The organism is Acidobacteriota bacterium, from assembly GCA_016703965.1.
Lineage (GTDB): Bacteria > Acidobacteriota > Blastocatellia > Pyrinomonadales > Pyrinomonadaceae > OLB17.
The window spans coordinates 1-23796 of record JADJBB010000030.1 but is presented as its reverse complement, the minus strand read 5'-3'; the positions used below and the strand labels follow the sequence as shown (position 1 = coordinate 23796).

Below are 23796 nucleotides of genomic sequence, written 5' to 3'. Positions count from 1 at the left end.
CTCTTTTTCCAACTGGTCCAAGAATGTCTCAGATCCTTTCCTTCTGATATCTGAGAAGTAGAGTTTCAGGTTGTAGAATATTCAGGCGATCAAAATAGGGTCCGCCCTGAATGAGCCGCTGTTCACCATCGATTGCGGATCTCTGGAAGTCGCGGCTACGATTCGAACATCTATCTCTCGGTCCCGCGTCCCGCCGACCCGACGAATACGCCTTTCTTCTACCGCCTTTAGAAATTTAGCCTGAAGACTTAGGGGACAACTCGCCGATCTCGTCGAGAAAAAGAGTCCCCCGCTGGCAGTCTCAAAAAGTCCGGCCTTAGGGAGCGACTGCACCTGTAAGAAAGCACCCTTTTTCGTAGCCAAAGAGTTCGGATTCTAGAAGTTCTGACGAAAACTTACAGTTTACTCCAACGAACTCCCGTCGATCCAATACTATGTCGTGGATTTGTCGGGCTATCGTCGTTTGCGCAGTGCCTCTCTCGCCAGTGATGAGAATGTAATGCGGAACTCGCGCTACAGTATCTCTATTTTTCCTCAAAGACCGACGACGCGGTGTCTGTGTTCGCATAAATATACTGACTGTCCATTGGCAATGATCCTCCGAATAACGCTTCAAAGGTCCTTCAATGCGGAATGTGCTTTTTGATCCGTAAGCTCTGGACGTTTCGTGTCGAAGCCAGGGCCGTTTCTAATTCCAGTGTTTGACCTACATCAGTAAAAACTCTCGTTAGCCGGAAAAGTTACTTCCTAATGAACAATTTTTTTAATTTGATGGAAGGTGTGCAATTCCCAAATCCTATACCCACAAACTCAGACTTCGCCCGTGAAGTAATGGGACGCGTCGGTCGTTGGCTAGTTGTTGTTGTTCGCCGTAATAGACTCGCTGGCGTACGCTAGCCGAACCCTCCGCAACGGAAAGTTCATCAATCGCCCAAAGGTCCGGCTCGATCATCCACGCATGAAGTTCGATCGCTGTCGCTCTCTCGAAAATATCAGATTCCCCCGACATTTCAGGCAAGAAACTAATATCAGTCGATTCGGGCGGATAAAGAAACAAGACTTTTTCGAGAGCGAGCCCTGGTGATTCCTGTGGAAGGAAAAATCTCTGGCGCCCGTGTTGTACGATATTGACGAGTCCAATTCCACGTAGTTCTCTAATCTGCTCGAAAGTGGAAGGACAGATCTCTGTAAGCAGTTGACCCTGGAACCGCGATGACCGCACCCTGACATGGTCGATCAGATTGACGCTGTTCTTCTCAAAATCGACTACTCGCAATACTTCGTTAGCCGTTGTCGGAATACTTGATCGAAGGCCAAAGTGCTGACGGATATCCCGGAGCCATTCTTCCGATATCCTAACGCCGACAAGCCTGGTTCCGTCATCCGTTGTGGTTCTAACGATATTCAGCGCATCGTGGCTGAGTGTCTTAAGATATTTCCATATGGGAAGCAATGCACCGCTGAGAATATGGACGGTACTGTCTTCAAAGTCAGGAATCTTTTCTCCTCATCGATCCACCAGTCTTCCGCCTTGGTTTTTGGAACGACCCGGTATCGCTGAATTCGTTCGCTCTCGCGAAGCTATGCCGTATTGCGGCCCGAAGGCTTTGTTATCGAGAACATCTGATACCGCTCCCCTGTTTCCGGATCGGTATGGGATAAAGTTCTTCTCACCGCTATGAACGATCCGTCTCGCCGGTCCTGATAGAATTGGTGTATCTCGCTGGTCGCCATGTCAAGATATCTTGCCGGCGTTGTCGCGACTTTAAGTTCCAATTTGTAATAAATGGTCTTCGCGCCGGTCAGAGGATCTGAGTTAAGAACCTCCGGCGATCCCGAGACGGCGACTGACATAGCTTTCAGGTCTTCCATCCCGTCATCGAGTTTTCCTTTCTGTTTTAGGTATTCGATCGTTTCGAGGAATGTTGAATAGAAATAATCGAATAGCGCATTTTGCCGGTCGACCTCCAGGGAGAGCAACCTGTTGAGGAATCTAGGAATATTCGTCTTTTCGCTGTCGGGGATCTGCTCGTCGGCATCGCCCGTTTTAATAAGCCCCATATCTCTCAGCGCCTGTTTCGGATCATCGAGCCCTTCGATCTCCCGGCCTCTCATAATGCCGGCAAGTACAACACTTAACGCCGAACGCCCTTCTCTGGATTCAAGATTATATTTATCAAGGTTGCCGGCCTTTTCGGCACGCCGGTCACCCTTTGTAAGGGCTCCCATATTACCAAGTCTTCTGGCGATAGTAGAAGAGAACCTTTTCTCGCCGCCGAGTTCCGTGAAGGTGCCATTGACCTGTCCGATGTGTGCGCCGAAATCCTGGATCTGTTTATCGGCTGACCATTTCAGTTCCGCAGCGATATGAAGCCGTCTTTGCTGATTCCCAACGGATTTGCCTGCATGAAGGCTGTCTCCGGTCGATGCCACTTCGGACATGACGGCAATCCGTTTTATCACCATTCTGAAAAGCATTTTTTTCGTGGAGGTTGATAAGTTTTGAAGGGACACCAGCGAGTTGTCTCGGCCGATACTCCAGTGTGCCATTCGCCGTCCGGATAAGGCGTTTCTTCCGGCCGGTCATCTCGGCAATGTTCTCTACCCCGAAATAGTTCACGAGTTGATCGAGCGGATGTTCGGGAACCTCAAGTATTGATAGCTTATCCAATAGCTCGGCTCGCAGTTGCAGAGCTGCACGGCTTTCAACCTGGTCGCCATTGGCGTCTACGAGAGGTATGTATTCTATAGTTCCGCTATATGGATTGGTTCTTTCCTGAAAGCAGGCGGTTGGAAAACAATTCGCTACTAATCGAGTAAGCGTTTCTCTCGGACTGAAATCGAGGCTGTCGATAGCCTCTTCCTGATCTGCCGCACGCTCTATCTGCTTCTTGGTTTGGCTCTCGCCCGTGCCCGTTATCGACACCACAATGGACTCTTTTCTGCTGAGGGCATCTTCGATCTCGCGGATCAGCGTCGGAACCTTAAATGCCGTGATCAGATTGCGAAAGCAGCGTTGATGTTCAGCCCAAAACTGATTGAGAGCACTGCTTCGGGTGGCCTTGCCGGAGTTAGTTAGATCCAGAGCTCGATGGATATTTCGAAAGACTTCCTGCCAGCCCAGGGCCATGTTGTCATACATCCGTCGTTGAGCCGGAGTGAGTTTATGAATCACCTCGCGGAACTCGACCGACAGGCCGGATTCCGGATCGGTTCCCATACTCAGATTGCCGCATAGGTATCGTCCCATCGCCTTAAGATCCCGGCAGACCATCTCCAGAGCACCGACACCTCCGGATTCGATCTCTTCAGCGAACTGCTCGAAGCCTATCGGAAAATTAGTCCCTGCTCCCCAAAGCCCAAGGCGCGACATATAGGCAAGATGTCGCACTTCCCCTGCCGACGTCGCGGAAGAGTAGACCACTCTCACATCCGGAAACCTCTCGGGATTCTGGATCTCAAGTACGGCGGCTCCAGTCTGTGTAGATTTGCCGCGGTCGTCGGCAAAGGCGTACTTAGCCTTATGCCCTTCATCGAAGATCACGACTCCGTTTGCTCCAAGCCAACGGGTTATTTGATCGAGCCTTTTGTTACCCTTTTTCGATCTGGCGATTAGCGATCGATATGTGCAGAAAACAATTCCGTCCTGAATATCTATCTCCTGATCGGTTGGAAAGTTATTGATCAGCTTGATCGGCGGCGCCAGCCCAAGTCTCTTGAACTCATCGGAGACAGCTTCGATCAGGTCGGTTTTTACAGAAAACCAAACGGCCCGCCGCCGTCTCTGGAACCAGTTGTCCAGAATGACTCCCGCAAGCGTCGCCGTCTTGCCGGTTCCGGTTCCGTCGCCGATGCTTATACCCGCTCGCGAACCGTCCGCCAGCCTCTGCTCATGCGCCTGTCCCGCATAGATGATCCTCTCCAATTGCATTGCCGAAAGCTTTCCGGTCTCCGACAGGTCCTTCGGAAGCCGTGGCCGGTAACGAAGCGGTGGCGGTTCAACATTGGCGAGGCCTGGAGGTTCAACAATCACTCCCGGATGTGGCGATCCCCCGATAATAAATCGCGGGGAATAAATGTTTATGTCTAGATCAGGTTGGGAATGATGCTCTACGGTTGGGGTCGTATTGCTCGAAGTAAGTTCCGGCGCCGAAAGTCCTTCCGAACTTCGTTCTTGAATGGAATACATTACTTTTTCTATTGGTCAAAAACGGAGATTCAATGAAATGGATTGTTCGAAGGCATCCTCGATCGACTGAGCAACCATATGCGGAGCCGCTTCAAGTTGCGAACTGAGCGGCGTATCGATCGCACTCGACTTTGTACCTAGAATGAGCGTCGTCTTGACGCTCGTGCCGTTGCTGTAGAACTCCCGCCCAAGCAGTTCTACGGACGCTTTTACTTGTATCTCAGGAGAAAGATATTCCCAAAACCTATTTCCACTGTGGGATCTCGGAGAGCCGCTCTCACCAAGTATCACCGCGAATCGCCCACCCTTCTTTAGCCTTCGTAAGGCTGATTCGATATGACGAAAACCGAAGTCGAGACTGTTATTTTTCACACGGCCGCCAGTCGAAGAGAATGGCGGATTAGCGAGAACGATGTCAGGGAGTAAATGCTCAGGCAGAAGATCGTCGATGAACTCTGCATCGAAAGAATATGGGTGGAAACCCAACGCCAAAGCCGAGCCCCTCCTCCTAGGGTCGATCTCATTAGCTATCACTTTGACTCCAATAGCAGACGCCCATACAGCGAGACTACCGGTACCACAGGAAGGTTCGAGCACTGTCTCGCCTTGCTTAAGGTTCAAAAGATAAGCGGCTAGATACGCAATAGTAACTGGAGTGGAGAACTGTTGATAGGCGATCTGAGTTTCACTTCTCCACGTTTGCGTAGGAAGCCGTTTTTGTAGAGGTCTCAAGACAGTCGAAACTGCTTCGATCGGATCCGTTGATGCGAGTAGATCACGTCCGTACTTTGTCAGAATGAGTTGGTTCAACGCAGTTTCAGCTATCTCGTGATAGATATGAGCATCGACGTTGAAATCAAACCCCCTACATCCTTTGCAGATCTCAATAAGTTCCTTGTTTGAGATCTTTCGGTCGCTGTCAACAATCCCTGCGACCTGTTCGATGAGATCTCTAAATGAGGTATAGGAAACGGTTCGCTCGCTCATGACGCGAACTGTCCGCCGCTAATTTCCTATGGCACGATTCCAGCGAGTTGATGGCGAGCCTCGTTGAAACATTCAGGCGTCAGCGAACCAAGCCAATCGGAGAGTTCCAGATACTTAAGAGAGGCTCCCGCGATCAGGGCATCGTCGATACCTTTGAATCGTCTATCCCACGCGAGAATTTTTGTAGGTTTGTCGCATGATAAGAACTGCTGCTCCCGAATGCGTAAGAGCGAGTAATGAAGCCAATGCTCTTGCTACATGTGGATTGGTGAAGCAATCCGCATCGAATGCGATTTCCAGAATCTTTTGCCGTGCCGCTTTAACGATTTCCCGATGCGAGGTTGCGACTCCGCCACTCGCGACGACATATCGATCCGGCAGGAAGTGCTGGGCCGCCGCGGCTTTGAGGACACCTTCGGTAACCAGTACCGTCTTAGTCGTCTTTCCTCGGAAACCTACGGGGCCTTCGTGATGAAGCGGTGTGCCCGAACTACATCCGTCACGCTTTCCGATCGACGACAGCCATTGATACTTTCCGGGCGCATTCTTAGTCTTTCCGATAGCTTTCATCTGACAAGCCTGGATCAATCCATTCGAATCTAAGAATGGAATCAGAAGAAGATCGTCGTTATAGTCGAAATCACTACCCAGTCGTGGTCTTCCATTCGGTCCTCGCCAAAATCCTGGAACGCCTTCAAAAGGTGGAATAGCTGCTTCTTCTTTTGCAAGTAGCTCACTGAGTAATCGAACTAGACGATGCCTTTCGGTAGCCAATTTGGGAAGTATTCCCCAGCGTCCGAATTCCTGCCCTTGTCTAAACAGCCATTCGTTACCGTAAATTAGTTCGGCGCTCGCGGGTAATGGCGAAAGCTTGATGAGACTCTGATAGCTTTTATGCCTGATTTCGATGGGAGCTACAGAAGTTGATTTTGAGCGCGAAAGTTGTTTTTGTGGCAGAGCATGACCGGCTCTCAATGGGCTCCGACTTTCGTCATAAAAGATCCCCCAACCTTTGCCGCTAAGTCGGTCAGCGTTTGTCGCGGAACGGGCACAGAACGCGATATTTTGATCTTTGGTTGTGCTGCACCAGTCCGGCTTTCCGCAAATTCGGCACGGGGATCTTCTCGATACTCGTTGGTATCCAGTTATCATTTTTCCAGGTTTCTTTCCTACCGCTTCTTTTTGTAGCGTGCGTCTTCTTCGATGGCAAGTATCCCGGAACCCTGCTGAATAACTGAACTTTGAGCTCCATTCCGTGCCACCAGCAAGTATGTGTGGCAGCGACATTTTTCATTGACAAATGTCACTTTTCACCGCATCCTTTTAATGATGGATAAGCGAAAGCATCCACAAATCAAAAAACTTGGGGTCTTTACACTGGCTCAGGGTAAGTCCGTGGGAATTAGTCAGCAAGACATATCCCGGCTTGTCGCTGCAAAGGACCTCGTTCGTCTTGGTCGCGGGATCTACCTCCATCCAAAGGCCTCGCTGGATAAAGATGTTGGATTCCAAATCGGGTATTCCAAGTTTGGGCCGGGTTCAGCGATTGGGGGCCTTTCAGCTCTATATCATTACAATCTTGCCGAACAGGTGCCGGGAGAAATATGGGTAATGGTTCCTCCGGAGAAAAGAACCCGAGAAAAGGGCTATAAACTGATCCGAACAAAAACAAGGCTCGACAAACAGATCGTGGATGAAAAGGGCTATCGAATCGTCACAGTCGAACGGGCGGTTCTTGAGGGTCTCAGATTCATCACTAAGATAGGCGAACGAACCGCGATCAAAGCAGCCCGTGAATCCCTTGCTCAACGAAAGACAACTGAAGCAAAACTCGCAAGAGCCGCAAAAGAACTCGGTCTAGAGTCCGTGCTGTCAAAGTACCTGGAGGTCATCACACCATGACTACCGAGGAGATATGCCGCCAGCCGACCTCAAGCGCAGACTTCCAACGGAGAGCCCCTGCTTTATAGTTATTGACTTGAATAGCGAACTTACGATTCAACTCAGCCGCTTGATACATTTCCAACAAATGACCTTTCAAATTCAACTCTAGTAATAAACGGTTTGAAGTTTCGCAGGTGCTGAAGCACAAACCAAGCGCGGAATCCAGGTATTGCATAGTACAGCGGGTGCTCTTGTGGATCGACGTCTGGCTTATCCAGTCCAAAATGATCATACAGAACAACCTTGTAAACGACCTTAAAATTTTTCCCGTCATTCGAAGAAAATTCTGTAATGAACACCTCATAAGCCCAAGTATCGTTGATGCATGTGGTTAAACCACCCAAGAAGATGTCTTTGGAGGTTGAAAAATGAGGTCTTCCGAATCTATCGCTTGTGTTGTGTACACTAGAATCCTTTAAATGAACGGGATTGCCTTCGCCACTTGCCAAACGCCTTTGAATTCCTGCTTGAATCTTGGCACAAAATGTTATCGTTGAATCGTGCTTTTCGACTTCTTCATTTAACGTCTTGCTTATGAACTCATTATTGATGAGGTCGTTACCCAGTGATTTATCACCATCCCCATTTGTCCTGAAATTACTCAACATTTTGAGTGCAGTTTTTTCAAGTTCCCCAACCGAAACATCCGTGACTAGAGACCATAACTCATCCCATAAATCATCGGTCGATGTCGAGGCGGTCGACCTCATCAAAATCCCCATTGATTCAATGTCGGCTGTGGAATATCGAAAATGATCGGTTATTTTTAGACCGTCCCCATAGCACAAGTCATCAGCTATTCTGGTTCCTTCCTGATTCACGCCCTTTGTTTTATAGCGATCAAAATAAAATGGAAATCTCAGAATGCTGGACGATACACTTGCGGCTCCGTTTGGCTGGTCTGTCCACGCAAAAACTCTCAAATTAGACCCTTCCTCAAGTTTGGGTATTTGCCATCTCATCATAACCCGATTGCCATCAAGAAACGCCTTTTGATTGATATCCGAAGAACCACCCCCATCAACTCGGTAAGCCCACTTAATCTGGTCTATTAATTTTCCAAAATCGAGAAGGAAGGGTGAAACGCTAAAATGCGTTATCGTAAAGTCATAAACTGCTCCTTCACAGACGATTGATGGGCCTTTGAGGTCAGTCACCTGAACGCCAGCATCTGCGTCGGTACTTAGAGATTTGTTCGATGGTTTTAACCAATTCTCAAATGGACTCTCATATCCCATTTGATCATCCAGATCAAAAATACTTTTTCCCATCATTTGCCTAGTTTAAAAAAGCCCGAAAAACCTTTTCTTCGTCGGAAGCTTTTTGGGGTTATCCGCGAATTCACCAAGATTACCGTTGTGTTCGAGATCTGGCAGACCTTCCTGATTAACTGCTACCCCGCTGCTTTGAAGTGCTATGAGATTTGTGGGAAGAACGGATTCCCACGGGTCAAGAATTTTGGTAGCGGGTTCTTCTTTCATTTCAGCCGCTATCGAAAGAAACAGTGAACTGCCATAGGTCGGCACCTCTCCACCTTCCCAAATCTTGCCCGTTATCATGTAATGTGTGACTGCGTCTTCAAATTGAGGTTTTACAGTAACAATAACTCTCGCCATACCCGCTTGAAGAAAACTTTTGAATGTGCGATCCGAACTGTCGCTGTTATACATTTTTTTCCACTCTGATCTTTTTGCCCAGTAGAATGGATAAAATGTGTACGACATCAGATCCCACTCAAATGCCTGCTCGAGGAATCTCGCAAAAGCGGTATATTCGTCTAACCGTTTGTCCATTCTTACAGCGAGTGTCTCGATTGAGGTTCGATCGATAAATAAGTCAACTAACCCCATCTGTCTGGTGCGATTTAATTGACTATCGTTGATAAGGTAAGTTAACACTGTTTTCGAATACAAAGATTTTCAATATTTCTAAAATCTAATTTTTTGTCATTGGAACTCGCAACTTTGTTGTCTAGATATTCGGCCAGACCCTTGTAGTACTCGTCAAGCTTTTCCTTGTATTTGTTGATGATTTTTCGTATTGACCTTTCTGCCATTTGTCGATCTTTTCTTTCGTCGGGATAAAGGTGAGTCCAAATTGAAATTATAGGTGTATATATCGTGTCCGATAACTTTGCATTCAATTCGATTGTCGTTATAGAAATCTGAAGAAATTTTCCCCACTCTATCGGGTTTTCCTTCAACGCCAAAAGCCAGAAGGTAGGTGTAATAGTAGATAGTAAAGTCGTTTAGTGCTATCTCGAAATAGTCATCATTAAGAGGGTGTGCCCCTGTTACCTGAACACCATAGGCACCGTTGTAAGACAGTTTATATTGCGAGGGTGCAAAGCCTTCCGGGACATCAACAAAAAAACTGGTATTTAACGCTTGAACTTGCTCGTTCTTGGATTCAGTTTAATTATGTTCTCTGGGAATTTATCAAGTTGCAATCCAAAAACTTTTTCAAAAGCTAAATAGTTTTCTTTGTTCAGCGCCGACGCATCCTGTAAAAAATCACTCGGATTTGTAGGGGCAGGGTGTTATTTCAAGTAAGATTCAGCACCTTGTGTTTCAAAAACCAGTTTATGAAAAAGGGCGGGCTCAGGGATCGCAAACTCAAACATCAACCTTTTTCCATAATTGTATATCTGGTTCTTATATACAGCATTTATGTGGCGGTAGATGCCGGAGACGTGATGAGCATTGCCACGGTTATCGAAACCGTGTTTATTTGACGCGGTAAACTTCTGAGTGACCTTTACGGTTCTTTCTTTTCTGACTTTAGTCAGGATTTTCTCGACAGCCTTATTTGTCACTTCTTGGGCTTTTGTCAATGCCTGTCTATTGCTACTTTCCTTACTATTCAAGGTTGAAGTGCCATAGCTCATGTCTAGCGTCGCAGTTCCATAACTTGTACTAAGTTTTGTGTCAAAGTTGTTTTTATTTTGTTCGCTAAGCATTTGGGAAATTTCATTCTGCAATTGAAAGCGGTCGGTACTGATCGTTTCAGTTTCATTCTCTTTCGAATTCTCTGTGCTTTCAAAGTCTGTAATCTCCTTTGTTAACTCATTAATTGTAGCCATCTCCCGGTACTCGCTTGCCATTACATTTTCAATTTGGGCTACTTCGGCGGGAACGTATCTTGAGATCGTTGTAACAACCTTTCTATAATCCGCGAAGCCCAACTGCTTAAGTCCGAATCCAGATGGTGGAAAACGACCATAATAATCAAGCCCATCATCCATCAATAAAGAGCTTCCCCCTTCGAACAACTTTATTATGTCGCTATTTTTATGTAATTCGACGCTGAAGTTATAGACCGACTGGTTTCTTAATTTCATCGAGCCGCTTAAAAAAAGTGTTTTGTGTCCCTCGTGAATTATCTTATCAACGTGCGTCTGCGGCAGCTTGAAGTGGAGGTCAAAAAGACCTACCCAACTTGTCTTTGTAATCCCTGACAAATGAATATTTTTGGCCCAATAAGACTATTTCAGCATTCGTAACCGTTTTTTCCTTACTTAAACTGCCTATTTCAAATTTGAAGAGAACTAGCCCGTTTTTTAGCAGGGTGCAAATAAATGGCTTTTGAAAAACTTCATTCAAGTTCTCATTTTCGACAGGAATTTTGCTCCTCTCATCTTCAAGCGATTTGAGTTTCTGTAAACAGTCAGCTTTAACTTCAGATCCTAACGATTCATCTTTTGTCAGAAATTCTAAAATAGAGATATCCTTAGTAACCTTTAACAACTCGCTTGGATAGATTTTCTTAGGTTTCGTGGTTAATAGTTCGCCGTAAAAGAACGTTTCCTCCTTTGGAAATAATTCTTTGGGAATTACTACGTTCGCAGACATCAGCCTTTCATAATTGGGAATATTTCGTTCCCAATTATCGTGGGAGATGAGTTTTTTTGTGCTTCTTTAGGTGAAAAAATTTCAATACATTTATTAATGTTTCCTTGAATTTTAGTTCCCCCCCTTCTTTCATCAATTTGGTCAGAGATTTCCAAACAATCGCTTTTATGTTGCATTCTGATTCAAGGGAAACTTCGAGTTTTAACAAATGTTGGTGAATTTATAAAAATCAATTTCCTATACTTATACTCATTGAGCTTCTTACCTACCTCGATAATTGAATTAATATCGGGGTGTAAAGTTAGGTCGTGGATATTGTTACAATCGTCCGCACGGTCGATTCTCTCAAGATCAATCGATTTCAACCTGTCGGAATTTAGCACTACATCGCAATAGATAAAATCTATAATCATTTGCTTATCCTCCTTCTCTCTATATTGAGGACTTCTGAGGCTGACAAAGTTATATAAGGTAATGTTTGCGGATCCTTTTGATTCTTCTGTCATGTGAATTAATTCTCCATTGCCAACTGTTTGAGTGACTTTAGAATACTCTCGCCGAATCACTTTGCCCCCGTCAATGTAGGTTTGGAAAAAGTGCAAAGTATTAGGATTGGTTCAGATTAGAAGAAATGACCTGAGGTTAAGTTGGATAAACACGCAAAAGCGGAGGCTGCGTCTCCCACACCGCAGCCTCCTCCTGTCGGCATGAACATCTTCTGGCGAAGAGTTACCAAGCCGAAATTTTATCTTATATCAGAACTTCCTAGATTAGCGCCATTACAATCAGTATTTCGGCTTCATCTCTTCAAGTCTACGATCCATATCACGGAAGAACCCCGTGACGACGGTTGAGACCATTCGCAGTCGAGCAGCCTCCATCGCCGCTGTCTGATTTATCGACGCGGCCTCAGTGCGGCCTTCAAAGTTTAGTTGATTTGATACTTTCTCCATGTCGGCCGAACTGCGGATTCCTGAGAGTTGGATTCCGGCACCTTGTCTGGTGCTCGACGAAGCGATCGAACTGCCGGTATTGAAAGCCTGCTTGCTTTGTGAAGCCTGAGTTTCGAGGGCTTGGTTGATCTCACCCTGATAGACATTACTTGCCTCTACCTTCGTGTCCGCGACAATGCCGGTGTTGTTGTTTTGAAGCGTGACATTTGTGCGAGTGGTAGAGTCCATCTGCTTGTTCACTTCTTGAATAGGATGCTTATTTTTCGACCAGTCGAAGAGTTCCTGCCCAGTGCGTATCGGAACGGAAGTTCCGGCGATCGAGGAGCCACCGGGCGTAAATTCGTAGGTCTTCATTCCAAATCGCTCAAGGTTGCCCTGACCGCGCAGTTCGACTTCCTTCATGCCGTCGATGGTTCTAGCTTCTTTAGTTCCTTGAGCTTCGGCTAACGTTCCTGCGATCTCTCGCTTAGTTGCCGCTGCACTGCTGCTCAAACCATAGTTCTTGCTCGCCTCGGCAAGCAATGTCTGCGTCACCTGATTTGCTCGGATCTGTCCCAAACTAGTGGTAAGGCCGCCTTCGACTCCGGCAACGGACGAGACCAAACGGGCGTCCGTTGATTGGTTAGCGGCTTCGAGGGATTTTCTTGCGGCGGTCTGCTCCGCATTGTAGATGCCCTGAATTTGGGTGTTTTCGGCTTGTCGATTGATGGCGGCCCCCGCTACTAGTCCGTACGTCTCAAGCGCGGTTCCCATACTTGAAAGCATCCAGCCCATCGAGATCTGAGAGACACCTTCATAGACCTGTCCGCGAAGAACTCGATAGCTAAGCCACGGAACCAGAATGAAGCAGAGACTTGAAACGAAGAACAATGCGGTGACAATAAGTGCACTTGAAGCCGGATCATAAGCCCCGTTGGTTATGATCTTGGCGGTTACGGGATCAAGCGAAAATGTACTCTCGCCGTTGTAGATAGAAAGCGCAAGAACGCCGAGGCCATAGCAAACATATAGAGTCACTTCCTTAACGATCGGAAATGCGAGCGCAAATGTCGCAACGCCCCAACAGAATGGGTAGAACATCTGCGCGGCAAATTTCTCGTCGAATCCAAAAGCGGCGAGCACAGGCGCGGCGAGTTTCAGTCCTATCAAAATAAATAGCCCCGCGATCGCCAAAAATAGTCCGCCGAACTTGATTATGTTTTGGCCGATCACCATAAAGGTGAACATTTTGGGGAGATTCCACCCAAGGATATTCAGTTCCCCGGTAATATCCTTTACGGTCGATTCCTTATCCATGATGATGCCGACAAGTCCGGGCTCACCGTTCGGAAGGCGTTCTGCGAGTAATGCGTTAGGATCCTCGACGGCAAAGTTTGCTTTTACATACTTTTTCATCTTGTCGTCGAATTCTGTGACTAGTGAACGGTTGTAAGCCCGGATAGGTCGAGCAAAGAACTTGCCGGTTATCGTAAGGCCGTCGATGATGAACGGGCTCGCACCGATCAACACCATGAAAATGATCGAACGGATTGCCCACGCAACGAGTTGCTCGGGGCCAAGGCCTCGGTTGTCATGGAACCTGCGAATAAAAGCAAAGATCAAAACAAAACTCGCGATGATCCACGCGAGAAACATAAGGATCGGCATGAGCGGCTTTATGATGGTGTTGAGAACGGATTGAAATAGCCATTCCTGTCCAGTCCGCATGAGGTTCTTGATCTGCTCGCTAAAACTCGGTGCAGGAGGTTTTGGCGGGACGACCGGCCCGGGAGACGGACTCGCGACCGGATTCGCGGGGTATCTGTTCTCAAATTCACGAAGCGCCGGTGCCGGACTTCCATCGAGCGGCGGCATAAACGGAGAATCCGAGTTGATCGTCATTATCAGGTCATTCGCCGTCACCGGCTGTCCGTTCATCGTACCTACTGGAGTCTGGCCCTCGACGCGAGGAGGGCGCGGCCGGGTTTGCCCGGCCGCTGTATTGGCGAGGAGGTATGGCGAGACGAGGTAGGCGAGAACGAATAGAGCTGTCGCTAAAGCGTGACGATATGGAGTCGCGTTTCTCATGGCTTTGTTTGTTCTACTTTTTAGTTCTGATCTTTTTGCGATTATGGAAGAGGGCTTTCATAGACGTCATCATTCCATACTTCATAGCGTTCGAGTTCGCGAAGAAACTCGTCCGAGGCTCGTGTGATACCAGTCATCATCTCGGTGCTTCGACGAATTTCTTTTCCGAACTCTGTCATCTGCTCGATCTTGAGGCCGTAGGCAATAAATTTTGCCTGGATCTTCGCTTCAAGCTCGCGCAGCTGTCCTTCAACCGTTGATATGCGAAGATTGATCGCGAGCATCTGGTCTATCAGAGATTGAACGCCATCCCGATTGGCAGCCGGATTAGCCTCTATCGCTCGCGTTTCATCAGCGATCTTCTCGCGTTCCTCATATAGCTTGGCAAGATCGAGAAGCATGTTTTCACGGTCAAAGAGCATCCGTTCGAGTTCAGAATCTAGCTTCGCAAGGCGTTCGAGATTCTTGAGGTGGGCATCGGCGCTTCGTCCGATCGAATGCCGTAGAAAATCATCAAGGTCACGCTTGTTTGCGTCCATATCGAAGATGCCGTTCTTAAGGCGTCTTGCAATATTGACGACAGAATGAATTTGGCTGGTTATAGTCGCCTCGATTCGCTTCTTCAGTTCGAAGGTCCCGCGAATAAGCCGTCCGATAGTTGCGTAGGTAGTTATCAGCTGCTTGTGCCGCATGACCTGCTCTTCAACCTTACCGAGAATCCCTCGCAGATTGGTTACGCTTTCAACCATCTTTTCGTACTGCTTGACCGCTTGCTCATAGGTATCGATATAGTGATTGATCGTCTCAAGCCACCGGGCCGCCTCTTCGACTCTTTTCTCAACTTGGAGAACATATTGCGACGGATCGAATACCGTCCACTGAGCGTGTGTTGGGCGAACGTCGATCCCAATGAAGATCGAGGAAAGAACTGCCGCGAGGACGATCTGTCTTACTATTCCGCTATTTCCGGTCATGCTGCCACCTCCAGTCCGTTGAGTTCATTCAGGTCAATCGAGGAAATCTCCGTGAGTCCAACTGCCGTCAATCCGCTTGGGTATTTCGAAGCTAGCCAAGACACGACGATCTCGGGCGGAAGGTCGGGCCGAATATTCTCGATAAGTCTTCGTGCATTCGCTTCGTTCGTGTCGTTGGTGTTAGCCCAAAGCATTGCGGGCGACAGCCGGATCTCGGCCATCTGGACGATCTTGTCCGCTCCGCTGCCGATGACGAAAACCCACTGGGTGTATCTTCCGTATTGGTTTCTGATCGCACGGATCGCTGCAACTGTCTCAGGTGCCAGTTCGCAGTCAGCGGCCAAGCGGTCGAAGCCGCCGATCTGTTTGCCGATCATCTTTACGCCGGAGTTTTTTACGAGGTCTATTCCGATCTCATTCGGACGCTCTGTCGTTCCCGTAAAATGCTCGTAAGCCTGGGAGAACAGGACTGTAACAAGACCTTCTTTACGGCCGGTCACTGATGCTTCGGCGATGAGTTCCTGAATTGCCGGAAAGTGTTTGTTAATCTCGCGCATTTCGTCGCAGAGGAATAGGATCGGCGTTTTTTGCTTCCGCTCGTCTTCTTCGCCTATCTCCTGCATGATCTGGGCGCTTATTCTGAATCCGACACTCTCACGTATCTTTTCGTCGAGGCCGCTGATTCCGGAGAGCTCGAAAACGTCGAACATTGATGGCACGTCATAATCCGGATGGGTTGGCGAGTTAAGCCACGGGTCTTTGCGATGAACATTGAGCTTCAAGTAAAGCTCGCTCGCCTGGCCCTGTTGTGCAGGCTCCCAGTGGTAGGTCTTTAGAACATCCAGAAAATGCCCAAGCGTTGGCTGGAATTTTGGTCTGCCGTCTCCGTTGCGGGCCAGCGACATCTTATAAACCTCATCGATAACAGTTGCGGCAATAGCACTTGTGATCGCATCTGTCCTTGCCGTCTTGCTAAGAATGAGGATGTCCGCGAGCACCATTGAAAGCTGACGTTTGGTGGGTCGAATTCCTTTTTCGATACCCGGATAGTTCCAGATATTGATCGGTTTCGGATCGCCTTCGTTGAACTCGATATGACGGCCGCCGAAAAGCCGACATATGGGCTTGAACGAATGACGGTAGTCCATCACTCGTACTTTTACGTTTCCGCGATGAGCCCTGATATCCGTGATCAGCATCGAAGCCAGGAATGATTTGCCTTCACCTGACGCTGCGGTGACGATGACTGTCGGAGACTTTATAAGAGCGCGGTCGTAGAGATCGAGGCCGAACATTTGACCGTTCGGAGTTGTAAAGATGCTGTGCGGCCGGCGGCTTCCCCGCCAACTCGTTTCTGTCGGAACAAACGATATAACCGAGTCAGCCGTCTCCGTGAGTTCCTGTCCTGTTGGTCGCGAGGCGAGCTCACCAGCAAGCATTCGCGGATATATCGCTCGCTGCCTCACTGCGTCTTCCCTTATAGCATCGGCGCCGATCTTCTTTCGGATCGCGGAAACAACTGCGTCGCACCGGTCGTCGAGTATCTCAATCTGCCGCCGTGCTTCCTTTGCTCCTTTCGACCGGCCGGCGAATACTATGACGTTCAAGCGAAGATTACAGATCTCTTCATTGTCGCTTTGGACCTGTTCGAGAAGATTCTCAAGGTCGGACTTGATCACGACTGCGTCTTTCCTGAGATTTCTAAAACCGAGCCAGGTGTTGCGACTGCCTTCGATCCGGTCGATGCGTTTTTTGCAGGTCTTTTTGGCCACCTGCTTTTCATCTCATCAAATCAACGACGATCTCGTGCGGAAATCCCAAAGCCCTCGTTGCGGTCAGATAGCGCATGATATCTGCGGTCACAAAGCCATTTGGAAGTGTTTTCAGACTGACGAGACTCACAGGCGTACCGCTGTGCCGCACATACTGCTCGCGGGTGCTCTCGATATTCGTGCTGCAAAGATATCGCCTCAGATCGACGCAGACTGAGTTTGTAAGATTTGGGAATGAATCGTGCTCACGCCGATGGCTTGTAAAAAGCGCTTCGAAGGTCTCGGTCCGGTTCATCTCTCGAAGCTGTAGATTTCGCGGAAAGTTAGCTTCGAATGACTGAAAGACCCGTGACGCTTTGAGTTTGCACGCGGCTTCACTTTGCACCTCTCTCTGCACCATCAATTCACTTTCGCGATTTCTTATCCTTACAAGGGGAGATCGGAGGAGTCGTGCGATTCCGTATTCCTTTGCATCCTTTACAAGCGATGGCAGGAGAGACGACAACACGCCGTTATCGTCCGGATCTCTAACCGGAACGCGAATCCAGACAGTAGCGGTTTGGCGCATAACTTCACCTGATCTGATCGCTTCTTCATGAAGCGAAAGATTGGTTGCGTGGAGAACCCCGGCTACGGGATCGGAAGTCGCTGAATCTCGTGATGAAAGATGGTCTCGAAGAACCTCACCGGTATCCAGTGAATTCAGGAACCTAAATTGAATGATCGTGTTCTTCGGTTTCTCGAATTTCAGGATGGTTTTCAGTTCCTCGATTCGTTGTTCAGTGACGTTTCCGTCGATGTAAAGGCTATTCGCGGGTTCGAAAATATATGCCTTTCCGAAACTGCCGTCCTTGTAGCGGATGATATTTCCATCAAGTCCGGCTATTTCTGTTGGGAACAACCGCCCTATCTGGTCGGTCGCTAATTGAGATTTCTCGTGGCTCCGTTGTAGCAAGTCCTTCGGGCGGCTTCTGTGAAACTTAAGAGCAGGAAAAATTCTCAAGCCTGCGGTAAGACCAAGTCCCAAGGAAAGAAGCCCTCCGAAGAATGAAATGGCGATCTGTGTGAATGATAGGTTTGCTGTGTCCATGTCTATTTCCTGTTGGGTGCTTTCCAAACTGTAGGCTCTAATTCCCCTCGTAGAGGCGGTCGAAAGGCCGCCCATCTGTCTATCTCGGCGTCAAACTTCTGCGAGAGCCAGTAAGAAGGCTTGCTGAGTCGCAGGTAGTTAAAGACTCCTAGAAGAATCAGAAACACGAGCAGGCCCAGCGGAAAGCCGAGCGGTACATAGCCGACCCACAGACCTAAAACGAACGGAACGAGATAGGCGATACCTGTGGGTATCAAGATAAACTTCCAGTCGGTCGAATAGACACCGAACCGTTTCAGGCCGCGAAAGACATTCGGCCGCGTTGCGCGTCTTCTCATCTGGCTGCCTCCTAAAAATTGGTATCGACTCCGACACTGCGGCCTTGAGCAAGCTGCCAGAACACCGCGACGATCGTTCCGAAGGCAAACGAAAGAAGCGAACCGAATGCCTGGTTTCCCCATTCCTTTCCGGTCATTTTGTTGTAGATCGACCAGGCTACGCCGACCGCTCCAAGACAAAACAGAATGATAGCCATGAGTTTGAGCGATTCGCGGATGATGTTGGAGAGGTTGCTTGCGTCGCCGGTGAAGATCGGGCCTTGGGCCGAACTCAGGTTTGTTAAAAGTAAGATCAGACCAAGCGGAGCCATCGCCGATGCTAAGCCCTTGATCAGTGTCAGTAATTTTTTCATAGTCGTCCTCACTAGATAGATTTCCTTGACGTTCCCGAAGTCGGAAGCGTCAATGATTTCACTCGCATTGCAAGGGTCGTGCCGCTCCGCGAAAGATGTCGCTGGCACATCGGTTGCGATAGCCGACGACATGAAAAAACGAAACATCCGCTCGATCACATTTTTATCAGTGCTTGTCTTTGTATTTCCTCTGACAGTTGCCTCTCAGGAAACACAAACAATTTCTCGGACTTCACTTGCCCGAATGGACGTGCTCTCAAGAGCAAGATTGTTTGAGCCGACCATCGAAAAAGCGGCAAGAAATGAAGGTGTCGATCCATTAATTCTGTGGACGATCGCCTATAACGAAACGCGCTTCCGGCCCTGGCTGACCAGCCCGAAGAATGCTCAGGGGCTTATGCAGTTCATGCCAGCGACGGCAGCCCGATTTGGATTAGCCGATCCGTATGAACCGACATCCTCACTACTCGCGGCAGCAAAGTACGTGAAGTATCTGGGACGCCTGTTTGACTGGAAACTCGAGTCTGTTTTGGCAGCCTTTAACGCTGGCGAAGGGACTGTTTCGGCCTACCTTCATGGCCGAGAATTGAGGGTAAATGGAAGAGTTATCAATGCTTCAAGGAGACGGATGGTGGGCGGTGTCCCGCCCTATAGAGAGACTCTTGGGTATGTCACGCAAGGTGTGGAGGTTTATCGATGGCTTCAGCGGCAAGGACGGATGAGCGTACCCACAAATACATTCAGACCCGAACAAAACGCCAATAAGGAAGAACCCACAAAAATAGTTGAGGTTAAAGAAAGCCAAGCTATTTCGGTGTTCTATGATCCGCGAACCGGTAAACGAAGTGTTATGTCTTCCAGCAATTTGAACCGCCTTCCACAACTTGATTTCGGCCCCGTCATCGTCGACCCGGCACTTCCAACAAATTCGAATCAACTCGCCCGATCGACCTTTGCCGGCAAACTCAAGAATTCAGAGCCAAGTAAGTAGTCGGCGAATTTTCGACTCAATCGTGGACGACTTTCGAACCGTTCGGCAAATTTTTCGACCGGTCAAGAATGCAGTAAGAAGCGAATCCGCAAAAGTTTGGCTATTTCGCGTTTGGCACTGATTTTGCCATTAGTCCTACCGAGACATAAATCCTATGAAAGCAAATGAAACCAAAATCGAATCACCTGATGCATTGAGCACGGATGCGGATGCCCTTACATATCTCACCCGCGATCCGGACGACATCGTAACCATCGCCTCTCTCTTGAAGATCCTCGGCGTTTTGTTGTTTGCCCTTGTGCTTAGCGGCTGCGTAAATATGTTTCTGATCTTCAGAAAGGCTGATCGGATCGTCGTTGATAAATCCAGTGGGCGAGTTATTGAACTAAACAACCGCGACTACGGCTTAACGGAAGCTGTCAGCATCGAACCGGACACCCCAACATCGACGGACAAAAAGTATCTGGTAAAAGAATTTCTTACCGCGCTCTACGAGGTCGAACAAACGACGCGGGAGACACAAGTCAACAAACTGCTCCGAATGCTCGACCCCGATCTTTCGATGGCGATGGCCACTCGACTAAAACAGAATGGCGTCCTTGCTGCCGAAAAGACAGAAAGCGTGAATTCTTCCTGGGAACTTCAAGATCTGTCGGTTGATGAAAGCGATCCCTATATTCTCCGTGCGATCGGCACGCGAAAGATACGACGCAAGGCCTCAGGCCAAGACGTGGAAGAGTCCGTTCAGCTCAAATGCAAATTCCTTCTTAAAGACAGTCCGTCAGCACCGATACGCAATGACAACAACCTGAGAACGGGATTCACGATCCTTCGCTTTCGGGTCGAACCCGTAAACGGAAAGACTGTCTCGCCTATAACGCTCATCGGAGATGCAGAGGAAACATCTTCACAAAATCAACCCGTTGGTGAAACAACCGGCGGCAAGTAACGAGGAACCTAAATTAATCCATGAAAAAACCAAGAACATACAAACCCGCTGAATATTTTATGAAGTTGCTGGGAGTCGCACTTGTGGCACTCGCAGTGATTGCCGGAAATGCTGAGGCTCAGAGTCGAAAGTCCGGAAACAAACCGAAACCAAAAAAGGTCGTCCGGCCCGTCTCGCACGAGTCCAAGTCAGAAATTGCCGAGAGGGTCATAAATATTTCAGCTGTTCCCTTGGGACGCAGCCCGTTGCGGTTGTAAACGCACCGCAGCCCGATTTTCTTTCGGGAGAAGCAAATGTGACGGTCAATCCAAAGCAGCCGACTATCGTGCGTCTCGGACTTGCTCAAAATGCGGTCACGATTGTGGAGTTCCCTGCGTCAGACGGGATCTACTACATACACGAAGGCAACCCGAAGCTTGCGTCTGTATTTCAGTCTCCTACCAAGGAAACCGACCGATCGATTACCATCTATCCAGGCGAAGGATTCGTTCCGACGAAAGACGGCGCGACCTCGGCCGCGATCAGCCTGCAGATGCGATCCGGGTTGGTTCTGATCCTTGAACTCGTTCCCGTTAGTGAGCTTAAAAAGAACGCTCACCGCTGCGTTATCACATATGACAGGGACGCCGTTGTGTCGGCACGAAAAATTGCGGGGCTCGCGTTCAATCTTGGGGGCGAATCGGCAGGCGCTTCACCGATCAACTCGCGGGCTGTATCGAAACTTGTCGGGACCGCCCAAGTGACTGAACTGCGAAGCCCAGATCCTCCGAATTCCGACAACGCCTCAATTACCCAGGCCGCGTTCACGGATCTGCCCGATACAAAACGAGTCAGTTCAAAGCGAGCAATGACCGATTCCGAAATATCGAAAACCTCGAACAAGAGGCTGGCGGATGTCCTTCGCGATCCCAGGAAGCACCTCGGAACCTGGACACCACAGCTTCACGGACTGGAGCTCTCCCTGACACGAATTACGGACCTCGATGCCGAGAACCGTCTCGTTATCATCGGCATCCGAAACTCTACAACATCCAACCTCAGGCTCGTACAAGGTTCTCCGGAACTTCAGATACAGACGCTCGACAAGGAAGGCAACAGCCTTTTGACCTCAAAACTCGATATACGGTATCTGGAAACGACCGCATTTGAAGGACTGCTCTTGCCGGGTTCGACGACTTTTCATGCGCTCGTCTATAAAGCGCCGACTCTCGGAACCAATCAAAAGATCAGAGTTGTCGTAGCCCAGAGCAACGCCGCCGACGCTCCGATCTCAGCCGCTCTTAACGGATCAAAATAAAGGAGGAATTCGATGCAAACCTTATCAACCAACGCCGCGGAAATCCCAACCGCCTTGCCTGACATCGAAGCCGATGAGGATCGTGAAAATCTACTTCTTGAAAATCAGCCGGACGAACCGCAGGATGAGGAGGTGGACTCCGATGAACTGGCTCCTGACTGGGTTTCGCAACACAGAGGCTCGCGAACCGGAAAAGTACTAAAAACGTCGCTGCTTTCACGGTATTTCTTTTCTATGGGGTAGCTGTTACGTGGTTCTTCGGTATGGGACTCTTCGCCACGCAGAAACCGCAATCCGTGAACCGCACTGGCGGGAAAGGTACGACGCCAGCTCCGATGACTGAGGAGGAAAACTCAAGGCGGCCTTGACGATGGTCGCCTCTAAAGAACCCAGTATAAGCAAAGACTCAGTAGCTAATCAGCCGTCCGATATAATGACGGTAGATAAACCTGAAACGAACGCTGGCCGACCCGGCGATATCGTTCCGATGACAGACTCACGATCTGGAGGAACTCCGACCACTAATATCGGCACTAGTATCTCGCCTCAGGAAACAAATGGGCGGCGGGACGAAACCGGAAACTAGGAACAAAGACGATCGGTCGCGCTTGAATAGCCCTCGACTCACACAGCCGAATACATCTATCGAGCCTGTTGGTCGATCGCTTTTCTTCGGAATAGCCAAAGCGAGAAATGACGCGACTCCTGTTCAAAAGGCATCTTCGGTAACTCTCGCAATCGACCCTAAGAAGGCAAAGAGCAGTGGACAGATACCATTCGGGACACTGCTTCCGTCCGACTGATCGGGAGCTATTTACACACTCAGAGGTTCTGGCGGTGGTCGTTCGTATGGAGTTGACGCAGCCAGATTGAAGGTAAGGGCCATTCGCTTCCCGGCCGAACAATGCTTATTGGGAATCTACGAGGCGGCGAATCCGTCAGAGCTTCGTGAGTATTGTCGGGCTAATCGATCCGGCTTCTGGTGAGCTAGTGAAATTCAGCGGTGAACTTCTGGGAACAGACGGTGCTTCCGGCATCAAGGGAAACAGGAAGAGGATCACCGGAAAATGGACGCGATTCTTTCGGGGCCTGAAGGAAACTGCCGGGTCGATATTGGGTTCGGTTGGGTCATTCCGTTCAGGTGGGACGATTGTCCTTTCTGAACCGCTTCGTCGTGGATCTGAAAGACCGTCCGAGGATACCAGCGAATCATTATTTGGAACCGAGCGCGAGGACACATTTCTGGAAGTGTTGGCAGGAACGAGCGGGACGTTCTTGTTACCCAGTTGCCCGAGCCGGCCAACATCAATGACAGCCACAGCGACGGGAGCAGATAAGGAATGATCCCTTTTGACAAGAGCCAGCCTCAGATAACTCCCCGAGACCTCGTATCAACGGGGCTCGAATCGGATCTATTTGATCTGATGGTTGCCGCAACGGATATGTGCCCGATGAACAAGTATTCGAGGATTTTTTGCGAAAGCTTAAAATCCGGCCGCATGGCTAATATCGGGAACAAGAGGCAGCGGAAAGACTGCTTTTCCGGAAGCGTTAGCCGCGGCGCAATCTGTCAATGCGTTGGTTCGGACGTGATGGATTGAAACAGGAGGAGATCCTTATGACCGGGACAAAGAGGAGCAGGAAGTTTGGATAGGGAACACTCTTGTTTCCGCCAAACAGCTACCAATCGAAGAGCAGGCCGGGTTTTCGACAACGCTCGACGATCTAAAATGGCAGTTGATTTCTGATTCCGGTGAGGTTGGAAAGGGCTTGTGATCTTGCGGTAATCGCGGCATCAAGTGCTCCAAGAAACTGCCCGGTCTTGATCCTTGATGAAAGGATAAATGGAGCGAGCATAGAAGATTCCTTCTTATGCCGCTGAACGCGGATTGATCTGCATTCGCACTTGATACGAAGGCGAACCGTCGGGCATTTCCGATTGGCAGTCAAGACCTATAGTTATCACGACCAAAACGATCTTCGAGCATGAAACTCAGTTCGCCGTTTATTTCGAGACACGTGTATAGGCGTTTCTCAAGTC

Annotated in this window: 24 protein-coding genes; 7 read left to right on the top strand and 17 right to left on the bottom strand. The window is 48.9% G+C overall.

Annotated features, from left to right (window positions below; genetic code table 11):
- Window positions 1-81 precede the first annotated feature (81 nt).
- The 7 genes from IPG22_23430 to IPG22_23400 form a co-directional block, all read right to left on the bottom strand.
- Entirely contained in the window at window positions 82-363 is a 282-nt protein-coding gene (locus IPG22_23430) for a sigma 54-interacting transcriptional regulator (protein ID MBK6591214.1), read from the bottom strand.
- Window positions 317-568, bottom strand: a complete 252-nt coding sequence (locus tag IPG22_23425; GenBank protein MBK6591213.1) for a sigma 54-interacting transcriptional regulator — start codon at window positions 566-568, stop codon at window positions 317-319. The genes IPG22_23430 and IPG22_23425 overlap by 47 nt, the downstream gene beginning before the upstream one ends.
- Before the next feature lie 228 nt (window positions 569-796).
- A complete protein-coding gene (locus IPG22_23420; protein MBK6591212.1) occupies window positions 797-1453 on the bottom strand; it encodes a hypothetical protein in 657 nt (218 codons plus the stop codon).
- A gap of 128 nt (window positions 1454-1581) precedes the next feature.
- Window positions 1582-2442, bottom strand: coding sequence for a strawberry notch C-terminal domain-containing protein (locus IPG22_23415; protein ID MBK6591211.1), 861 nt, complete (start codon window positions 2440-2442; stop codon window positions 1582-1584).
- Entirely contained in the window at window positions 2336-4189 is a 1854-nt protein-coding gene (locus IPG22_23410) for a strawberry notch family protein (protein ID MBK6591210.1), read from the bottom strand. Before IPG22_23410 ends, IPG22_23415 begins: the two co-directional genes overlap by 107 nt.
- Before the next feature lie 15 nt (window positions 4190-4204).
- Entirely contained in the window at window positions 4205-5176 is a 972-nt protein-coding gene (locus IPG22_23405) for an SAM-dependent DNA methyltransferase (GenBank protein MBK6591209.1), read from the bottom strand.
- A gap of 162 nt (window positions 5177-5338) precedes the next feature.
- The gene (locus tag IPG22_23400) at window positions 5339-6463 is read right to left on the bottom strand and encodes a hypothetical protein (GenBank protein MBK6591208.1); all 1125 of its coding nucleotides are present in this window, start codon (window positions 6461-6463) and stop codon (window positions 5339-5341) included.
- Window positions 6464-6505: 42 nt separating this feature from the next.
- Here IPG22_23400 and IPG22_23395 point away from each other — a divergent pair, with 42 nt between their 5' ends.
- Entirely contained in the window at window positions 6506-7078 is a 573-nt protein-coding gene (locus IPG22_23395; GenBank protein ID MBK6591207.1) for a type IV toxin-antitoxin system AbiEi family antitoxin domain-containing protein, read from the top strand.
- Between the two features lie 101 nt (window positions 7079-7179).
- Here the strand turns inward: IPG22_23395 and IPG22_23390 are convergent, their stop codons facing one another.
- The 10 genes from IPG22_23390 to IPG22_23345 form a co-directional block, all read right to left on the bottom strand.
- A complete protein-coding gene (locus IPG22_23390; protein MBK6591206.1) occupies window positions 7180-8394 on the bottom strand; it encodes a DUF3289 family protein in 1215 nt (404 codons plus the stop codon).
- Between the two features lie 9 nt (window positions 8395-8403).
- Complete coding sequence (locus IPG22_23385; protein ID MBK6591205.1) at window positions 8404-9033, bottom strand: hypothetical protein; 630 nt, start codon at window positions 9031-9033, stop codon at window positions 8404-8406.
- A 626-nt stretch (window positions 9034-9659) separates the two neighbouring features.
- Window positions 9660-10460 carry a hypothetical protein gene (locus tag IPG22_23380; protein ID MBK6591204.1) on the bottom strand — a complete coding sequence of 267 codons (801 nt, stop codon included), beginning with the start codon at window positions 10458-10460 and terminating at the stop codon, window positions 9660-9662.
- Between the two features lie 79 nt (window positions 10461-10539).
- Window positions 10540-10971 carry a hypothetical protein gene (locus tag IPG22_23375; GenBank protein MBK6591203.1) on the bottom strand — a complete coding sequence of 144 codons (432 nt, stop codon included), beginning with the start codon at window positions 10969-10971 and terminating at the stop codon, window positions 10540-10542.
- A gap of 785 nt (window positions 10972-11756) precedes the next feature.
- On the bottom strand, window positions 11757-13991 hold the full coding sequence (locus tag IPG22_23370; GenBank protein ID MBK6591202.1) for a hypothetical protein: 2235 nt from the start codon (window positions 13989-13991) through the stop codon (window positions 11757-11759).
- A gap of 41 nt (window positions 13992-14032) precedes the next feature.
- On the bottom strand, window positions 14033-14965 hold the full coding sequence (locus IPG22_23365; protein MBK6591201.1) for a hypothetical protein: 933 nt from the start codon (window positions 14963-14965) through the stop codon (window positions 14033-14035).
- The gene (locus IPG22_23360) at window positions 14962-16737 is read right to left on the bottom strand and encodes a hypothetical protein (GenBank protein ID MBK6591200.1); all 1776 of its coding nucleotides are present in this window, start codon (window positions 16735-16737) and stop codon (window positions 14962-14964) included. The genes IPG22_23365 and IPG22_23360 overlap by 4 nt, the downstream gene beginning before the upstream one ends.
- Before the next feature lie 7 nt (window positions 16738-16744).
- Complete coding sequence (locus tag IPG22_23355) at window positions 16745-17827, bottom strand: hypothetical protein (protein MBK6591199.1); 1083 nt, start codon at window positions 17825-17827, stop codon at window positions 16745-16747.
- A 2-nt stretch (window positions 17828-17829) separates the two neighbouring features.
- The gene (locus IPG22_23350) at window positions 17830-18165 is read right to left on the bottom strand and encodes a hypothetical protein (protein ID MBK6591198.1); all 336 of its coding nucleotides are present in this window, start codon (window positions 18163-18165) and stop codon (window positions 17830-17832) included.
- Window positions 18166-18176: 11 nt separating this feature from the next.
- The gene (locus tag IPG22_23345) at window positions 18177-18518 is read right to left on the bottom strand and encodes a hypothetical protein (GenBank protein MBK6591197.1); all 342 of its coding nucleotides are present in this window, start codon (window positions 18516-18518) and stop codon (window positions 18177-18179) included.
- Between the two features lie 52 nt (window positions 18519-18570).
- Between IPG22_23345 and IPG22_23340 the strand changes: the two genes are divergently transcribed.
- The 6 genes from IPG22_23340 to IPG22_23315 all read left to right on the top strand — a co-directional run bounded on the left by IPG22_23340 (window position 18571) and on the right by IPG22_23315 (window position 23099).
- A complete protein-coding gene (locus tag IPG22_23340) occupies window positions 18571-19509 on the top strand; it encodes a lytic transglycosylase domain-containing protein (GenBank protein ID MBK6591196.1) in 939 nt (312 codons plus the stop codon).
- A gap of 154 nt (window positions 19510-19663) precedes the next feature.
- Complete coding sequence (locus tag IPG22_23335) at window positions 19664-20458, top strand: hypothetical protein (protein MBK6591195.1); 795 nt, start codon at window positions 19664-19666, stop codon at window positions 20456-20458.
- A 20-nt stretch (window positions 20459-20478) separates the two neighbouring features.
- Window positions 20479-20715, top strand: coding sequence for a hypothetical protein (locus tag IPG22_23330; protein MBK6591194.1), 237 nt, complete (start codon window positions 20479-20481; stop codon window positions 20713-20715).
- A gap of 38 nt (window positions 20716-20753) precedes the next feature.
- Window positions 20754-21755 (top strand): hypothetical protein, encoded by a 1002-nt coding sequence (locus IPG22_23325; protein MBK6591193.1) that lies wholly within the window; start codon window positions 20754-20756, stop codon window positions 21753-21755.
- Window positions 21756-21767: 12 nt separating this feature from the next.
- On the top strand, window positions 21768-21998 hold the full coding sequence (locus IPG22_23320; protein ID MBK6591192.1) for a hypothetical protein: 231 nt from the start codon (window positions 21768-21770) through the stop codon (window positions 21996-21998).
- 747 nt (window positions 21999-22745) lie between these two features.
- Entirely contained in the window at window positions 22746-23099 is a 354-nt protein-coding gene (locus tag IPG22_23315) for a hypothetical protein (GenBank protein ID MBK6591191.1), read from the top strand.
- Window positions 23100-23796: the final 697 nt, after the last annotated feature.